This is a genomic window from Nesterenkonia lacusekhoensis (assembly GCF_017876395.1).
Taxonomy (GTDB): domain Bacteria; phylum Actinomycetota; class Actinomycetes; order Actinomycetales; family Micrococcaceae; genus Nesterenkonia; species Nesterenkonia lacusekhoensis.
This window is the reverse complement of sequence record NZ_JAGINX010000001.1, coordinates 2,500,393-2,517,063: the sequence shown is the minus strand read 5'-3', so window position 1 is coordinate 2,517,063 and position 16,671 is coordinate 2,500,393. Positions and strand designations below refer to the sequence as shown.

16 protein-coding genes are annotated in these 16,671 nt (G+C 67.9%); 1 reads left to right on the top strand and 15 read right to left on the bottom strand.

Annotation, left to right across the window (positions count from 1 at the left end; all coding sequences use genetic code 11):
- Positions 1-9 precede the first annotated feature (9 nt).
- The 7 genes from rplI to mmsB form a co-directional block, all read right to left on the bottom strand.
- Positions 10-462, bottom strand: coding sequence for a 50S ribosomal protein L9 (gene rplI / locus JOF45_RS11940; RefSeq protein WP_210050525.1), 453 nt, complete (start codon positions 460-462; stop codon positions 10-12).
- Between the two features lie 28 nt (positions 463-490).
- On the bottom strand, positions 491-730 hold the full coding sequence (gene rpsR, locus JOF45_RS11935; RefSeq protein WP_044495657.1) for a 30S ribosomal protein S18: 240 nt from the start codon (positions 728-730) through the stop codon (positions 491-493).
- Between the two features lie 69 nt (positions 731-799).
- Positions 800-1,360, bottom strand: coding sequence for a single-stranded DNA-binding protein (locus JOF45_RS11930; RefSeq protein WP_210050523.1), 561 nt, complete (start codon positions 1,358-1,360; stop codon positions 800-802).
- Positions 1,361-1,403: 43 nt separating this feature from the next.
- On the bottom strand, positions 1,404-1,703 hold the full coding sequence (rpsF, locus tag JOF45_RS11925; RefSeq protein WP_210050521.1) for a 30S ribosomal protein S6: 300 nt from the start codon (positions 1,701-1,703) through the stop codon (positions 1,404-1,406).
- Positions 1,704-1,806: 103 nt separating this feature from the next.
- Positions 1,807-2,907 (bottom strand): GntP family permease, encoded by a 1,101-nt coding sequence (locus JOF45_RS11920; RefSeq protein ID WP_210050518.1) that lies wholly within the window; start codon positions 2,905-2,907, stop codon positions 1,807-1,809.
- Positions 2,908-2,977: 70 nt separating this feature from the next.
- Positions 2,978-4,510 (bottom strand): CoA-acylating methylmalonate-semialdehyde dehydrogenase, encoded by a 1,533-nt coding sequence (locus JOF45_RS11915; protein WP_210050502.1) that lies wholly within the window; start codon positions 4,508-4,510, stop codon positions 2,978-2,980.
- A 14-nt stretch (positions 4,511-4,524) separates the two neighbouring features.
- Positions 4,525-5,475 carry a 3-hydroxyisobutyrate dehydrogenase gene (gene mmsB / locus JOF45_RS11910; protein ID WP_210050500.1) on the bottom strand — a complete coding sequence of 317 codons (951 nt, stop codon included), beginning with the start codon at positions 5,473-5,475 and terminating at the stop codon, positions 4,525-4,527.
- Between the two features lie 126 nt (positions 5,476-5,601).
- Here mmsB and JOF45_RS11905 point away from each other — a divergent pair, with 126 nt between their 5' ends.
- A complete protein-coding gene (locus JOF45_RS11905; protein WP_245324228.1) occupies positions 5,602-6,546 on the top strand; it encodes a LysR family transcriptional regulator in 945 nt (314 codons plus the stop codon).
- A 94-nt stretch (positions 6,547-6,640) separates the two neighbouring features.
- Here JOF45_RS11905 and JOF45_RS11900 read toward each other — a convergent pair whose 3' ends face one another.
- The 8 genes from JOF45_RS11900 to JOF45_RS11865 form a co-directional block, all read right to left on the bottom strand.
- Positions 6,641-7,975 (bottom strand): M18 family aminopeptidase, encoded by a 1,335-nt coding sequence (locus JOF45_RS11900; protein ID WP_210050489.1) that lies wholly within the window; start codon positions 7,973-7,975, stop codon positions 6,641-6,643.
- Positions 7,976-7,995: 20 nt separating this feature from the next.
- Positions 7,996-8,859, bottom strand: a complete 864-nt coding sequence (locus JOF45_RS11895) for a response regulator transcription factor (protein ID WP_210050486.1) — start codon at positions 8,857-8,859, stop codon at positions 7,996-7,998.
- A 133-nt stretch (positions 8,860-8,992) separates the two neighbouring features.
- A complete protein-coding gene (locus JOF45_RS11890; RefSeq protein WP_210050484.1) occupies positions 8,993-10,381 on the bottom strand; it encodes a sensor histidine kinase in 1,389 nt (462 codons plus the stop codon).
- Positions 10,382-10,406: 25 nt separating this feature from the next.
- Positions 10,407-11,240, bottom strand: a complete 834-nt coding sequence (locus JOF45_RS11885) for an ABC transporter permease (RefSeq protein WP_210050481.1) — start codon at positions 11,238-11,240, stop codon at positions 10,407-10,409.
- Positions 11,237-12,148 (bottom strand): ABC transporter ATP-binding protein, encoded by a 912-nt coding sequence (locus tag JOF45_RS11880; RefSeq protein ID WP_210050473.1) that lies wholly within the window; start codon positions 12,146-12,148, stop codon positions 11,237-11,239. The genes JOF45_RS11885 and JOF45_RS11880 overlap by 4 nt, the downstream gene beginning before the upstream one ends.
- 70 nt (positions 12,149-12,218) lie before the next feature.
- A complete protein-coding gene (locus JOF45_RS11875) occupies positions 12,219-13,454 on the bottom strand; it encodes a DUF418 domain-containing protein (RefSeq protein ID WP_210050464.1) in 1,236 nt (411 codons plus the stop codon).
- Positions 13,455-13,457: 3 nt separating this feature from the next.
- Entirely contained in the window at positions 13,458-15,599 is a 2,142-nt protein-coding gene (locus JOF45_RS11870) for a TRAP transporter permease (RefSeq protein ID WP_210050462.1), read from the bottom strand.
- Positions 15,596-16,591: a TAXI family TRAP transporter solute-binding subunit gene (locus JOF45_RS11865; RefSeq protein ID WP_210050460.1), complete on the bottom strand. Its 996-nt coding sequence runs from the start codon at positions 16,589-16,591 to the stop codon at positions 15,596-15,598. Before JOF45_RS11865 ends, JOF45_RS11870 begins: the two co-directional genes overlap by 4 nt.
- Between the last annotated feature and the right edge of the window lie 80 nt (positions 16,592-16,671).

Here is a 16,671-nt window from a genome sequence, read left to right as displayed (position 1 = left end):
CCATGATGATCACTTCTCAGCGACGACCTGCAGGTCGACGGTGGCGGTGACATCGGCGTGCAGCTTCACCGTTGCGGTGTAGTTGCCGGTCGTCTTGACCCGCTCGGGGATCTCGACGGTGCGCTTGTCGATGGAGCCGAGGCCTGCGGCCTCAACGCCCTCAGCGACGTGAGCGGCGCCGACGGTGCCGAACAGGCGGCCGTTCTCGCCGGTCTTCACAGCGATCTTGACCGGCTGGGACTGCAGCTTCTCAGCGATCTGCTGCGCCTCCTCGACGGTCGCGATCTCGCGGGCCTGACGGGCCGCGCGCAGACGCTCGACGTCCTTCTCGCCGCCCTTGGTCCACGTCATTGCGTAGCCGCGGGGCAGCAGGTAGTTGCGTGCGTAGCCGTTCTTGACCTCGACGACGTCGCCGGCAGCGCCGAGACCGGTCACTTCCTGAGTCAGGATGAGCTTTGCCATGGTGTGTTCCTTTCCTTCCTCAGTCCGATCAGCCGCGGCCAGCGCCGGAGTAAGGCAGCAGAGCCACCTCGCGGGCGTTCTTGATCGCCTGAGCGATCTTCCGCTGCTCCTGGACGGACACGCCGGTCACCCGGCGTGCGCGGATCTTGCCTCGGTCGGAAATGAACTTCCGCAGCAGGGCGGTGTCCTTGTAATCGATGACCTTGATGTCAGCAGCCTTCAGCGGGTTCGCCTTGGGCTTCGGCTTCTTCAGTTCAGCCTTTGCCATCGTGGTGCTCCTTCTCTGTGTGGAGCCCGCACTGGGTGCGGGATGGTGAATAGATTCAGTGGTGCAGGATCAGAACGGGGGCTCGCTGCTGCCCGGGGTGTCCCAGCCTCCGCCGCCGGAGGGCTGTCCGCCCCACGGATCGGCTCCGCCGTCGTTGCCCCAGCCGCCGGAGCTCTGCCCAGGGCTGCCGCCGTTGAAGGAGTCGCCTCCTCCGAAGCCGCCGCCTGCTGCAGCACCTCCGCCGAAGCCACCGCCGCCGCCTCCGCGGCCCTGGCGCTGGATGCTCGCCGTGGCGAAGCGCAGCGACGGACCGATCTCGTCGACGTCGAGCTCCCAGGAGGTCCGGCTCTCGCCTTCCTTGGTCTGGAAGGAGCGAGCCTTCAGTCGGCCCTGAGCGATCACGCGGGTGCCCTTGGTCAGGGATTCCGCAGCGTTCTCGGCCGCCTCACGCCACAGCGAGCAGCGGACGAACAGCGTTTCGCCGTCCTTCCACTCATTCGCCTGCCGGTCGAAGAACCGGGGCGTCGAGGCGATGACGAAGTTCGAGACCGCAGCACCGGAAGGGGTGAAGCGGAGCTCGGGATCCGCCGTCAGGTTCCCGACGACGGTGATGATGGTTTCGCCTGCCATGTTCTGTACCTGCTTTCGAGTGGTGTACCCAGGTGTCGCCTGGTCAGGCGACCTTGAACTCTTCGGGACGGATGATCTTGGTGCGCAGGATCGTCTCGTTCAGACGCAGCAGGCGATCAAGCTCTGCCGATGCTGCGGGAGTGGCGTGGAAGTTCACGACGGCGTAGATCGCCTCGGACTTCTTCTGGATCTCGTACGCCAGGCGACGACGTCCCCAGACGTCGATCTCGTCCACGGAGCCGCCGTCCTTCTTGACGATCTCCATGTACTTGGCGAGAGTCGGTTCCACAGTGCGCTCATCCACCTCGGGGTCGACGAGCACCATCAGTTCGTAGTGACGCATGAGTGAACCCACCTCCTTCGGTCTTGCGGTCACGGGATTTCCGTAACAGGAGGTTCAATCGATCACGTAGATCTGCCCATCACGGGCAGTCAACTCAGCAATCTTACCGCCTCCGGCGAACTCCCGCGAACCAGCAGGTCAGGCTCAGAAGACGCCGGTTGCCAGGACCAGAGGGATCAGCGCCGCGGAGTCTGCGCAGGTTCCGCAGGTTCAGCATCAGGATGCTCAGGATGGCGCCGAGCATGGCACAGAGCACCGCCCAGACTCCGCTGCGCTCCCCCAGACTGGTCTCATAGTCATCCAGGTGGCCCCAATCCATGGCGGGGAACACCAGGACGGTGCAGCCGAAGTTGATCGCGAAGACCATCAGAATCGGGATGAACGGGACCAGGTGGTTCGGCGGCCTCAGCGCCGGCTGCTGGCCGGCGTCGGGCTGTGCCGCAGGCTGCGTGGACTGAGTGGACCGCGCGGGGGCGGCGGAGCCGACAGCTGCGGCACCTGGACCGTCCGACTGCGCCCGAGCCTCGGCGGCATCGACCTTGCGCTCCGCCGCGGTGGGATCCCAGAACGTCTCCCCTGCGGCCAGGAGCCGGCGCTTTCGCCCTTCCAACCAGAGCATGCCCAGGATGAAGATCACCGTGCCGCCCAGGATGCCCACTCCCGGAGCCGCGAACGTGTTGGTCTCGAAGGCCTGGCCGGGAATGATGTTCTGCACCTGGGGACTGCCGGGCAGGGCCGTCATGGTGAAGGTCAGCATGCCGTGGGCGATGGCCCCGGGGATCAGCCTGCGCGGGATCCCGGCCTGGCGGAACAGCTCTCGGGCCAGCGGGAACATCACAAAGACGACGACGAACACGCTGATCCCGCCGTAGGTCAGCAGTGCTGTGGTCAGCACTGTGGCCAACATGGCGCGCTTGGGACCCACCCATCGGGTGATGGAGGCGGCCAGGTCCGTGGCGTAGCCCGAAACCGTCATCAGCTTGCCGAAGATCGCACCGGTCAGAAACAGCGGGAAGTACTGGCCGATGAAGTCCGCCAGAGCGGGCATGAAGGTGTCGGTGTAGTTAACCAACACGGGTGCGCCGGAGAAGAGCATCGCCACCAGGGCGCACAGCGGGGCGGCGATGATGATCGTCATCCCGCGGTAGGCCAGGGTGATCAGCAGCGCGAGGGACAGCAGAATTCCGAAGAGACCGAGGATCACAGCTCCTCCTCAAGGGCATGCCTGTCCGGGGCCCGACGGCGCGCACGGCCGCCGGCCCCCGGTCGGCCGATCAGTGGGTGGGGAATCCGAGGCTGACCTGGGACTCGCTGGGTTCGGGCCAGCGGCGGGTGACCACCTTCCGCCGGGTGTAGAAGTTGAAGGCCTCGGGTCCATACATATGGGTGTCTCCGAACAGCGAGTCCTTCCACCCGCCGAAGCTGAAGGCTCCCACCGGCACAGGGATCGGCACGTTGATGCCCACCATCCCGACCTCGATGTCGAACTCGAACTCGCGGGCGGTCTTGCCGTCGCGGGTGAAGATCGCGGTGCCGTTGGCGTAGCGGTTGGCGTTGATCAGCTCCACCGCCTCGTCATAGGTCTCCACGCGCACCACGGAGAGCACCGGACCGAAGATCTCATCGTCGTAGACCGACATCCCGGGCTTCACGCGGTCCAGCAGTGTGGGACCGATGAAGTAGCCCTCCCCCTCGAAGGACCAGTCACGGCCGTCGACGACGACATCAGCGCCCTCCTCTGCAGCACCGGCCACATAGCCGCGCACCCGCTGCAGCGCCTCAGCAGTGATCAGCGGCCCCATCTCCGAGCCGGCATCCGTACCGTCTCCGACGGTGAGACTCTGGGCGCGGGAACGGATCTTCTCCACCAGCTCATCGGCGACATCCCCGACGGCGACGGCCACAGAGACTGCCATGCAGCGCTCTCCTGCGGAACCGTAGGCCGCGCTGACGGCGGCGTCGGCGGCTGAGTCCAGGTCGGCGTCGGGCATCACGACCATATGGTTCTTGGCCCCGCCGAGGGCCTGGACCCGCTTGCCCTGCTCGGCGCTGCGGGAGTAGATGTACTTGGCGATCGGGGTGGATCCCACGAAGGAGACCGCGCTGATGCCCTGGTGGTCCAGCAGTGCGTCCACGGCAGCCTTATCCCCATGGACCACATTGAGGATGCCGTCGGGCACCCCGGCGTCCTTGAAGGCCTGGGCCAGGAACACGGCGGCCGAAGGGTCGCGCTCCGAGGGCTTGAGGATCACCGCGTTGCCCGCGGCGATGGCCGTGGTGATCATCCACAGCGGCACCATGGCCGGAAAGTTGAACGGCGTGATGCAGGCGACGACGCCGAGCGGCTGACGCACCTGGTGGACATCGAGTCCGCCGGCCACCTGTTCGGCGTATTCGCCCTTGAGGTGATGCATCAGACCGGCGCAGAAGTCCACGTTCTCCAGCCCGCGGGTGATCTCGCCGTCGGCGTCGGAGAGCACTTTTCCGTGCTCGGCGGTGATCAGCGCGGCGAGCTCCCCACGCCGCTCCTGCAGGATCTGGCGCAGGGTGAACATGATCTGGCTCCGCTTGGCCAGGCCGGTGCTGCACCACGCACGCTGAGCCTCAGCGGCGGTGGACACAGCCCGGTCCACCAACTGTGCATCGGCCAGGGCCAGCTGGGCGGTCTGTTGGCCGGTGGCGGGGTTGTAGACGGGGGCGAGGCGGCCGGCATCGGTTCCGGCATCGGACTCTCCAGCGATCACGTGACCGATGGTGGGCAGCGCTGTGGGGTCAGAGACAGGGGAAGTGGCTGGGGCCTGGGTCATGGTGGGTCCTTTCATCAGGCGGCGTCGGCGACGTCGTGCTCTGCGGTGTAGCCGGGCGCCTCGCCCTCGGGGGAGACGTATTTGGTGATGAGCGTGCAGTCCTTATGGCCCAGGCCCTCATCGGCGAGTGCCTGCAGCTGTGAGGTGGCCAGCTCGGCAGCGGTCAGCGAGAGATCGGCCTCCCTGCCGGCCTGAGTGGCCAAAGTCAGGTCCTTCAGGGCGAGGTCCGCGCGGAAGGTGGCGTCATAGTTGTTGTTGGCCGCCGCGCTCTCCACGATCCCCGGCACCGGATACCAGGTCTTCTGGGCCCAGGACTGTCCTGAGGAGACCGAGACGATGTCCCAGAAGACCTTCGGGTCCAGGCCCAGGCGCTCGGCCAGCTGAGACCCCTCAGCGGCGGCCATGATGCTGATGCCGAGCATCATGTTGTTGGCCAGCTTGGCCGCGATCCCTGCGCTGGGCCCGCCGGCGGGGAAGGTGTTGCCGGCCATGGGTTCGATGAAGGGCAGGGCCTGCTCCACGTTCTCGGGGCGCCCGCCCACCATGAAGGTCAGGGTGGCCGCCTCAGCACCGGAGATGCCGCCGGAGACCGGAGCGTCCACAAAACGGAGCCCCCGGGCTTCGGCCTCGCGGTGGCACCAGCGGGAGGTCTCGAAGTCCACCGTGGAGCTGTCGATCAGCAGCGTGTCCTGAGAGGCATGCTCAAAGATCCCGCCCTCTCCGGCGAAGACCTCACGGACCTGCTGGCCGGCCGGGAGCATGGTGAAGACGACGTCGGCGCCCTCCAGAGCCTCCGGGATGCCGGTGACGGGGGTGACTCCGCGCTGCTGGGCATCGCCGAGGCTGCGGTGGTCCAGGTCGAATCCGCGGACGCTGTGGCCTGCGTCGACGAGGTTGCCGGTCATGGGTCCGCCCATATTGCCGAGCCCGATCCAGCCGTACTGGGATTCTGATCCATCTGTCATCGCTGCTCACTCCTCCTGCTCACGCTGATGTGATGCGCATCACGCTAGCGGCTCACGAGTGTGAGCTGAAGGCACAGGAGACTGGAGATTTTGCACCGCTGGTGTGCGTCTATGCACACTTGAACGATGAACGCCCCAGATCTCCGCGTGATGACCGACCACCTCGACGAGCTCATGACGCTGTTGGCCGTGGGTCGACTGGGCCGCTACACCGCAGCCGCCGAGTCCCTGGGCGTCAATCACTCCACCGTCTCTCGCCGGATCAGCTCCCTGGAGCGCGCGCTCGGTGGGCGCGTGATGCTGCGCGCCGCCTCCGGCTGGGCGCTGACAGACCTCGGGCAGCGCGCAGTGGAGGCCGCGGAGAAGATCGAGGAGGCGATGGGTGGACTCACCGACCGCGAACAGGACCACGCGGCCTTCACCGGCACCGTGCGCCTGGGAGCCCCGGACGCCTATTCGGTGCATATCGCGGCGCCGGCCATGGCAGGGCTGCTGCGGCGCTACCCCCAGCTGAGCATCGAGAACATCAGTGCCACCCAGCGGGCCCGGCAGGTGCGTTCAGGCCTGGACCTGGAGGTCGTCGTCGAGAAGCCGGAGATCCGGCACGCCACTGCGTCCCATCTGACCGACTATGCGCTGCGGCTCTACGCCACCCGGGAGTACCTGGAGCGCAACGGCACTCCGCAGTCGGCGTCGGAGCTCTCCGAGCACCCGCTGAACTACTACGTGGAGTCCGTCCTCACCGTGGATGATCTGGACCGGGCTGTGGCTCGCCTGCCGCGGATGCGCCGCGGAGTGGCCTCGACCAACATCCTCGCCCACGTCACCGCGACCCTCGCCGGCGCCGGCATCGGCCTGCTGCCGGACTACGTGGCCCGGCAGGATCCTCGGCTGCAGCCGGTGCTGGCTGAGGAGATCGCGCATCCGCTCTCCTACTGGGCGGTCATCCGCCCCGATGCCATGCGCAATCCCGCCGTGGAGGCGGTGTACCGCGCTCTGGCAGAGGCGGGGCCGGACGAGGCGGGGCCGGGGCCGACGGGGCAGACGCAGATCGCCCCGGGCTTCTCCTGAGAATCGGCGATTTCGCCTGATTCTCAGGCAGAACCCGGGGCGATCCGGCGAGCGGTGGCCCAGGATCAGCCGAGCGCGAGTCGGCCCAACCAGCTCAGCCGAGCTCAGCGGTGAAGAAGCTGCGCACCGCACGGGTCAGGTACACCACGTCCTCGACGCCGCACATCTCCCGTGCCGAGTGCATGGACAGCAGCGGGATCCCCACGTCCACCGTCCGGATCCCCAGACGGGTGGCGGTGATCGGGCCGATGGTGGAGCCGCAGGGGATGTCGTTGTTGGAGACGAACTCCTGGGTGGGCACGCCGGCGTCGCGGCAGACCCGCACCCACATGGCCGCGCCGGGAGCGTCGGTGGTGTAGCGCTGGTTGGCGTTGATCTTCAGCAGCGGACCACCGTTGGGCAGCGGGCGGTTGGCCGGATCGTGCCGCTCAGCGTAGTTGGGGTGCACGGCGTGACCGGCGTCGGAGCTCAGGTGCCAGGATGCGGCCAGGGCCTGCGCCCGCTGGGTGACGGTGGCACCCAGGCCCGCATAGATCCGGCCGAGCACCTCCTCCAGGAACGGTCCGGCCGCACCGGAGCGCGACGCCGACCCCAGCTCCTCGTGGTCGAAGGCCGCCAACATGGGGATGGCCTCACCCGACGCCGCCTCCTCGGCAGCCTGCTCCAGCGCCACCACCCCGGCGTGGACCGAGGAGAGGTTGTCCAGACGCCCCGAGGCGAAGAACTCACCTTCTGCGCCGAAGACCCCCGGCTGCTGGGAGTCGGCCACGACCACGTCGTAGCCGTCCACCTCATCGGCTGCGACCCCGGCGGCGTCGGCGATCACCTTCAGCACGTCTGCCTCGGCGGCCTCCTGCGCGGATCCGGCCAGGCTGAGCACCGGCGTGGTGTGGGCCTGCTTGCCCAGCTTCAGTCCTTCGTTGACCTGGCGGTCCAAGTGGATGGCCAGCTGAGGGATGCGGGCCACCGGGCCGGTGGCGGCCAGGTGGGTGGCGCCGTCGCGGGTCACCAGCCGGCCGGCCAGGCGCAGCTCGCGGTCCAACCAGGAGTTCAGCAGCGGGCCGCCGTAGACCTCGGTGCCGGCCTGCACCCAGCCGTGGGAGAGGACGGTGGACCGTGGCTTGAGCTTGAAGCCGGGGGAATCGGTGTGGGCGCCGAGGATGCGGACCGGAGTGGTCGGCGTCGCGCCCTCGGGGACGATCCAGGCGAGCACTGCGCCGTCGCGGACCAGCACATAGCGGCCGGGGCCTGCGGATTCGGGGGCGGCGGACCAGTCCTGGTGCTCGCCCAGCTGGGTGAAGCCGGCAGCCACCAGACGCCGCGCCACGGCCTCTGCGGCGTGGTAGGAGGAAGGGGATTCCATGACGAACTCGCCCAGATCCTCGATGAGACGGTCGGTGCTCTCGGGTGATTCAGCGCTGTTGCTCATAGGCCCCATCCTATGCGGGCTCAGCTCACCAGACCGGTCTGGTACGCATAGACCACGGCTTGGACGCGGTCGCGCAGATGCAGCTTGGTGAGGATCCGGCGCACGTGGGTCTTCACCGTGGCTTCGGAGAGGAAGAACTTCTGGGCGATCTCCGCATTGGAGAGCCCCTCGGCGACGGCGAAGAGCACCTCAGCCTCCCGCTGGGTCAGCGCCTCCCGAGGGGTGCCGTCCTCCAGCGCGGCCGATACCTCCGCGCCGGTCGGCGTCGCCGCAGCACCACCGGCTGCCGGCACGGCGGACGGGGAGCCGACTGCCGGGGAACCAGCCGCAGCACCAGGATCCTCAACGACGGCGGGCTCGACCGCGCTGGGTCCGACAGCGCTGGGTCCGACTGACCCCGGGCCGGAGCTCCCAGGCTTGCGCACAAAGGTGTCCAGCAGCCGCTGAGTGATCCTGGGCGCGACCACCGCGTCGCCCTCGGAGACCACGCGGACGGCGTCGACCAGATCCTCCGGAGCCACGTCTTTGAGCAGGAAGGCGCTGGCACCGGCCTGCAGCCCGGAGAAGGCATATTCGTCCAGGTCGAAGGTGGTCAGGATGATCACCCGGACCTCCGGATTCAGCTCCACCGCCTGACGCGTGGCCTCGATCCCATCCATACGCGGCATCCGCACGTCCATGAGCACCACGTCCACCGGCTGCTCAGGCTGCTTCAGGATCTCCAGCGCCTCCACGCCGTCGGCGGCCTCGGCGACCACCTCCAGATCGTCCTCGCCTTCGAGGATGAGCCGGAAGCCCATGCGCAGCAGATGCTGATCGTCCACGAGCATGACCCGGATGGGCCCGCCGCCCTCATCCGTGCCGTGACTCTGCGTCGTCTCCATGGTCCGTCCCTCTTCCCCTCTCCAGCGCTGTCGCCGTCTGCGGCAGCAGCGCCATCTCCGTCTGATTGTCGCGCAGATGTCGGAAAACCTCTCGTTTCGGCGCCCTTCCGGCACCTGCACGACAGCTGAACCATCAGTGAGGCGGCTGGAGCACCGCCCGTACGGTCCATCCGCGCGGGTGCCCGGGCCCCGCGTAGATCGATCCGTTGTAGAAGGCCACCCGTTCGGCCATGCCGTGGATCCCCTGCCCGGAGCCCACGGACTCGGCCCGCTGCCCGCCGCTGCTGGGCAGGCCGTCGTCGGTGATGGTCAGCACCACCTGACAGCTGCGCCCCATCCCCAGCGCGTCCTGCTCCTCCTGGCTCAGACCCTCCTCATCGCGGAGCCGCTCGGACTCCTCCTCGGTGAGGCCGGTCTGGTGCTCCACGCGGACCTCCACCTGGCTGACCTGCCGGCCGTAGCGCAGCACATTGGTCAGCGACTCCTGGATGATCCGATGCACTGTCAGCCCGAAGCCGGTGTCGTCGGGCAGCGGCGGCCCCACTGTGGTCACCGTCAGCGGAAGCCCCGCCTGGCGGAAGCCCTCATAGAGCTCCTCCAGGGTCTCCCGGACCGGGCCGCGCTCCTGTTCGCGGGCCTCCGCGACGTCGTCGCCGCGCTTGAGGACACCGATGATCCGCCGCATATCTCCCAACGCGCTGCGCCCGGTCCCGGAGAGCTCCTCCAACACCTCAGCGGCGCGCTCCGGATCCCGACGCACCACCACGCGGGCGCCGTCGGCCAGGGAGATCATCACCGAGAGCGAGTGGGCGACCACGTCGTGCATCTCCCGGGCGATCCGATTCCGCTCCCCCACCTGTGCCATCTCCTGGGAGCGCTGGGCCCACTCGAGGATCTCCCGCTGGTGCTCGCGCCCTCGCCGAACCGCAGCTCCGATACCGGCGGACATCCCGCAGAACAGCAGCATCACCGGTGCCGCCGCCCAGAAGAAGGACGCGCTGCTCATCGGCTCGTCCATGGACTCCACCAGCACGGAGGTTCCGTACTCGGCCTCCCAGGCGGAGAGCCGCAGAACCGGAACGTATGAGAAGGCCCAGGAGACCGCAGCTACGGGCAGGGCCCATTTCAGGCCCAGGGCCAGGCCCACACAGTAGAGAGCGAAGCACAGACCGATCAGCTGCGCGTTGTGCCAGGGGTAGATGGTCAGCGCGGCGGCCTCCGCCACGGTCACCGCGGCGGTGACGGTCAGCGGTGCACGATGCCGGAAGATCAGCAGGGCCGCGATCACCAGGTCGATCCCGAGGATCAGCCAGCCGCGCTCGGCCATATCCGCAAAGAGGAACCCCAGGTTCCCCACCGACAGCAGCAGGTAGATCAGCACCACGACGGCGTTCATCACCCGCGGGTGCCGGCGGAACCATCCGCGCACACCGCGGCGCCGGACGATGCCGAGCTCCTCCCAACCCTTCAGCGGTTGGTTCTGCCCGGTCTCGTCCGGCGCCGTGGTCCTGCCGGTGTTCATCTGTCCGAGACTACCGGGGCGGGCCTCACACGTCCCGCTTCACAAACGCCAGCCAGCCCAGCCCGAAGGGCACGGCTGCCCAGATCAGCATCCCGATCCCGCCGAACAGCGGGCCGGGGTCGCTGGCCTCAGGGTTGGTGAAGGTCTCGATCAGGGTGGCGTACTCGTAGTCGAGCAGGGTCTGGAGCCAGTCCGCCTGCATGATGCCCCACGCGATGAACAGCACCGTCTGCAGGACGAACAGGAACACCGTGAGCACCACGATGCCGCCCGCCGAGCTGCGCAGCAGCGCACCGAGCCCGACGCTGAGCACCGCGGTGACCACCACGGCGGCCCAATTGGCGAGGTAGTGGTGCAGCACCGCAGAGTTCTCGAACGGCGCGGTCATGGTCACCGAATCGGTGAAGAACACGACCACCACATGACACAGCACCACGATGACGGCTGTGACCAGTCCGATCAGCGCGGCGGCGGCCAGGGTCTTGGCCAGGTAGAGCGTACTGCGCCGCGGCACAGCCGCCAGCGAGGAGCGCACCGAGCCGCTGGTGAACTCCGTGGTCATGGAGATGACCGCCAGCGAACCGAGCAGCATCATGGCGAACCAGAGTCCCACCACGGCTCCCTGGACCACCCACGCCGCATCGTCCCCGGGCTGGACAGTCGCGGCCATAGCCACGGCGATCAGCACCGAGAGAACAACGGAGATCAGCGAGAGCCAGAAGGTGGTCCGCAGCGCCATCAGCTTGGCGAACTCGGAGCGCAGCACTCCGAAGAAGCTCAGCCCGCTCAGCGAAGGGTCCGTCTCAGCGCGCTGCAGCGTCTGTGCCGGGGAGGTTCCTTGGGCGGTGTTCATGTTCATGAGAGGCCTCCTGACCGGTATTCCACCTCGTCATCGGTGAGCTGCATGTAGGTCTCCTCCAGAGAGGACTGCAGCGGAGTGAGTTCATGCAGGGCGGCCCCGACCTCCAGGGCCCGCTGGCCCACAGTCCGGGGGTCCAGACCTGAGACTTCGAAGGTCTCGGCGTCGCGGCTGGTCAGGGTGACCTCCGGGGCCGAGAGCGCGTTCATCAGCGTGGTGGCCTGTGCGCTGCGCACCAGCACCCGCCCGGGCCCGCCGGAGTCGATGATGTCCTGGATGGGGGCATCGGCGATGATCCGGCCGCGGCCCAGCACCACCAGGTGATCCGCGGTCTGGGACATCTCACTCATCAGATGGGAGGAGAGGAACACGGTCCGGCCCTCGGCGGCCAGCTGGCGGCACATCTGCCGCACCCAGCGCACGCCCTCGGGGTCCAGACCGTTGACCGGCTCGTCGAAGATCAGCGTGGCCGGATCTCCCAGCAGAGCGGCGGCGATGCCCAGGCGCTGGTTCATGCCCAGCGAGAAGCCTTTGATCCGCTTCTTCGCCACAGCTTCCAGACCGGTCAGCTCGATGACCTCCTGGACCCGCGCAGCGCCGATGCCGTGGGTGGCGGCCAGGACCTTCAGGTGCTGGCGAGCGGTGCGTCCGGGGTGGGTGGCGCCGGCGTCGAGCACTGCGCCGACCTCGCGCAGCGGCGCGCGGTGCTGGGCGAAGGGCCGCCCGTTGACGGTGATGCTGCCCCCGCTGGGCCGGTCCAACCCCATGGCCATACGCATCGTGGTGGACTTGCCGGCGCCGTTGGGCCCGAGGAATCCGGTGACCCGGCCGGGCTGCGCGGTGAAGCTGATGCCGTCCACAGCGTTCTTGGACCCGTAGGTCTTCCGCAGGTTCTCCGCGGTGATCATAGTGAGCTCCTTCCCACGCTTCCCAAACTACGCGTGCGGAAGGCCGATGGAACCACCCCTGAGGATGACCTCAGGCTCCACCTTTGGGGTGACCGGCTTTGGGGTGTCCGGCAGGGATGAGGCGGCCATAGGTCACCGCACGCACCAGCACCTCCATCGGCCCCCGGCGCAGGTGCTGCAGCCACAGGGCTGAGAGGATCACCTGAGCCGTCCACAGGATCAGCACGACGGCGCCCACGGCAGCCGCACTCAGCTGCCCCGCCAGTCCCAGACCGAGTCCGGAGAAGATCAGCGCCAGCACCAGCGACTGCCCCAGGTAGTTGCTCAGCGACATCTGTCCGGCCGGGGCCAGCCGGTGGGTCAGCCCTCGGAACGACTCGCTGCGCAGGACCAGCAGAGCGGCGATCACGTACCCGAACGCTTGGACGGGACCGGCCAGGAAGATCAGCGTCTGACCCACCAGCTCTGCGGCGGGCTCCTCGGCGGAGCTGGCCCCGGCCGCGTCGGTGGAGCCCGGCGGGCCCCAGAGCTGCTGTGCGGCCACCCAGCTGATCATCAGGCCCACCACCAGCGCCGGGACCATCCAGGTGATCAGCCGAGCCGTGGCGATCTCGCGGCCCAGGATGCGCTCAATCAGCTGGGCACGGCCCACCGCCAGTCCGATCAGGAAGGCGCCGAAGGCCATCGGCCCCTGACCGAGCAGAACGTTGGGCATCACCCAGGCATACGCCTCCAGCTGGAAGCTCAGATACGAGGACAGCCCGCCGGCATAGGCAGCGCGGGCCGCCTCTGGATCCCCCGCACCAGGTGCTGAGAACCCGTCCCCGCCCAGGGTGAGGAAGGCGCTGGCCACCAGCAGCAGCGGCAGGCCCACCAGCAGCACGACACCGAACAGCACCGCCCAGCGGGCCCCCACTCTGCGCATGCCCAGCAGCAGACAGCCCAGCACCGCGTAGGCCAGCAGAATATCGCCGCTGAACAGCAGGACCCCATGGATAACCCCCAGCACGGCCAGTGAGGCGAAGCGCCGCAGCGACCGTCCGACTTCGCCGACGCCGGCCCGTTGGGCCGATGTCCACTGCCACACGAAGGAGAGCCCGAACAGGAAGGAGAAGACCACGTAGGCCTTGCCTTCGACGAACAGTGTGGTCGCGGAGGAGACCAGCTGATCTCCCGGAGCGTCCCGCGCGGCGCTGCGCCACCCGGACTCCAGGAACTCCGGTTCGGCGAAGTACCAGACGTTGGCCGCCAGGATGCCCAGCAGGGCCAGGGCCCGCAGGGCGTCCACCTCACGCAGACGCTGCATGGATCAGGCGGCCGCCGCTGCCGGTTCCGCGGTGGTTCCGCTGCGCCCGCGGGTCAAGAGCTGCAGGGTCACCGCCGCGATCAGCATGACCAGCCCGGCCCCGGAGACCATCGGGTCGGGGTAGATCAGCAGGAAGCCGGCCCCCAGCAGCAGTGCACGCTGCACCCAGTTCGCCCGGGTCAGCAGGTAGCCGGCCAGCCCGGAGGCCAGGGATATCAGGCCGAGGATCACAGTCCCCAGGGCCAGCAGCAGCTCTGTCACCGTGCCCTGCAGCAGCAGCGCCGGCTCCAGGATGAAGGCATAGGGGATCAGGAACCCGGCGAAAGCTATCTTCAGCGCCGCCACACCGGCGGCCATGGGATTGGCGTGGGCGATGCCCGCACCGGCATAGGCGGCCAGACAGACCGGCGGAGTGATGTCAGCCAGGATGCCGAAGAAGAAGACGAACATATGCGCCGCGATCAGCGGCACATCGAAGTTGTTGTAGAGGATGGGCGCAGCGATCGTCGCGGTGACCACATAGTTCGCCGTGGTCGGCAGGCCCATGCCCAGCACGATGCAGGCGATCATCACGAAGAACAGCAGCAGCAGGAAGTTCCCGCCGGCCAGGTTCATCAGACCGGCACCGAGCTGGCCGCCCAGACCGGTGGAGGTCACCGTGCCGGCCACGATGCCGGCACTGGCGCAGGCGGCGATCACCGGCAGCGCGGTCCGCGCCCCGGCGATGAACATGTTGACAACGGCATGGGCCAGGGCCAGCAGCAGCTTGCCCGTCTCCACCCACGGGCTCCTGCCCTGTCTGACGCCCTCGGCGATGACCGGGATGAAGTGTTCGGAGATCGCCCGCAGCAGGCTGATGGCCAGGGCGGTGCCGATGCCGAACAGCGCGGCTCGCATCGCAGACATCCCGGAGAGCAGCGTGGTGATGATGACCACCAGCGGCAGCAGCATATCCATCCGCACCAGCAGTGAGCGCCAGGAGGGCAGCTCCTCCGGTGCCATGCCCTTGAGTCCGTTGCGCTTGGCCTCGAAATGCACGCTGAGCATCGCACCCAGGAAGTACAGACCTGCAGGGATGATCGCGATGACGATCAGCTCGTTGTACTCCAGGTCCCCGATGTTCTGAGCCATGATGAAGGCCGCGGCACCCATGATGGGCGGCATCATCTGCCCGCCGGTGGAGGCGGTGGCCTCGGTGGCCGCTGCGATATGCGGCTTGAAGCCGGCCTTCTTCATGATCGGAATGGTGAACGAGCCCGAGGCCACCGTGTTGGCCACCGAGGAGCCGGAGATCATCCCCTGCAGTCCGGAGGCTGCCACGGCGGCCTTGGCCGGACCGCCGGTGAACCGCCCCGCGGCCCGGAAGGCCAGGTCGTTGAAGAACTGGCCGATGTGGGTGCGCAGCAGCACCACGGCGAAGAAGAGGAACAGGAAGATGAAGTTCGCCGAGACCTGGATGGGCGTGCCGAAGATGCCCGCACCGGAGGAGAGGAAGGTGTTGGTGACCAGCTCCTCCCAGTCCTGGCCGCGGTGGGAGAAGACCGGCAGCCCGTTGCCGTAGACGGCGTAGAGGATGGCCAGCCCGGCGATGATGACGATGGGCAGACCCACACAGCGGCGCGTGGCCTCCAGGACCAGCAGCACACCGACGGCGGCCACCAGGATGTCCCAGTCCTCGTAGCCGAGCATCTGCACCCGGTTGGACACCAGATAGCCGTAGTTGCCGAAGATATAGGTGCTGCAGTAGATGGCCGCAGCCGCCAGGACGGCGTCGTACCAGGCCACACCGTGATGCCGACCGATCAGCAGGTTGATCCAGCGGCTGCTGTCCGCGGCCGCCGGGCGCAGCAGCCTCCGGGAGGCCGGATAGAGCAGGAAGATCAGTCCGAGGGCACCGGCCACATGCAGCGACCCGTGCATCCAGGTGTTGTAGGGACGGTAGAACGCCGCGAAGAGGTGGTACGCGGTGAAGGCGACCGCGAGGGCCCCCACGAGCCAACCCCACCAGCCCAGCTCCGTGCGGAACCGGCTGGAGATGTCGTGCTCGCGGAGGACCTCCTCGGTCTGCTCCTCAGCAGCGGCCCCGGGGGTGGCCCCACCCTGTGCGGACCGCGCCCGAGACCGCTCAGCTGCCTGATCGGTCACGGCACCTCGATGTCGTTCTCTTCGAAGTAGCGCTGCGCGCCGGGGTGCAGCGGAATGTCGCCGAGACCGTTGAAGGCCTCCTCGATGTCGATGCTGGCGCCCTGGTCCACGGTGATCTGGTCGATGTTGTCGAAGAGTGCCGCGGTGATGTCGTAGGCCAGGTCCTCGCTGACCTCATCGGTGGAGGCCACCAGTGCGGCGAACACCGAGAGGGTGGTGACGTCCTCCTCCAGGAAGCCGTAGGCGTCGGACTCGATCGTGTACGCCTCGTAGAAGCCGTCTGCGGCGATCTCCTCGGCGTCGCTGTCCTCCAGCGAGAGCAGGCTGACGTCGGTGGTCTCGGCCAACTGGGTCAGGGAGGCCACGGGCACACCCACCACGAACATGGAAGCATCGATCTGACCGTCGGCCAGCATCTCGGTGGAGTCGCCGAACTCTGTCTCCTCGGCGGTGTAGTCGATGTCGTAGTGCTCCAGGATGGCGTCCGAGATGGCGCGCGTTCCGGAGCCCACGTCTCCCACCGCGATGGTCTGGCCGTCGAGGTCCTCGATGGACTCGATGCCGGAATCCTCGGTGACCACGATGTGCATGGCCTCGGGGTAGAGGTTGGCGATCCAGCCGAGGTTGTCCACGGTGATGAACTCTTCGTCCTCGCCGTCCTCGCTGATGTCCAGGTCGCCGTTGACCGCATCAGCGGCGGTGTCGTTCTGGGTCATCGCCAGCTGAGCGTCGCCCTGCAGGATCTGGCCGAGGTTGTCCACCGAGCCGCCGGACTCCACGTAGTTCACGCTGGCGTCGGTCTCGCTCTCGAAGATGCTGGAGAGCTCGCCGCCCAAGGGGTAGTAGGCACCGCCGGTGCCGCCGGTGGCGAAGGTCAGGTCCTCGGTGTAGTCGGCGTCCCCGCCGCCGTCGCCGTCACCGTTGCCGCATGCTGACAGGGCCAGCAGCGCAGCGGCGGCCGTGGCTGCTGTCGCAGTGTGTCGGATCCTCATGGTCGTCTCCTCATCAGGTGGAGTGCTCCGGCCGGGCCATCCGACCGGCGAGTGTGATTGAAATCCTACACAAGTGACCG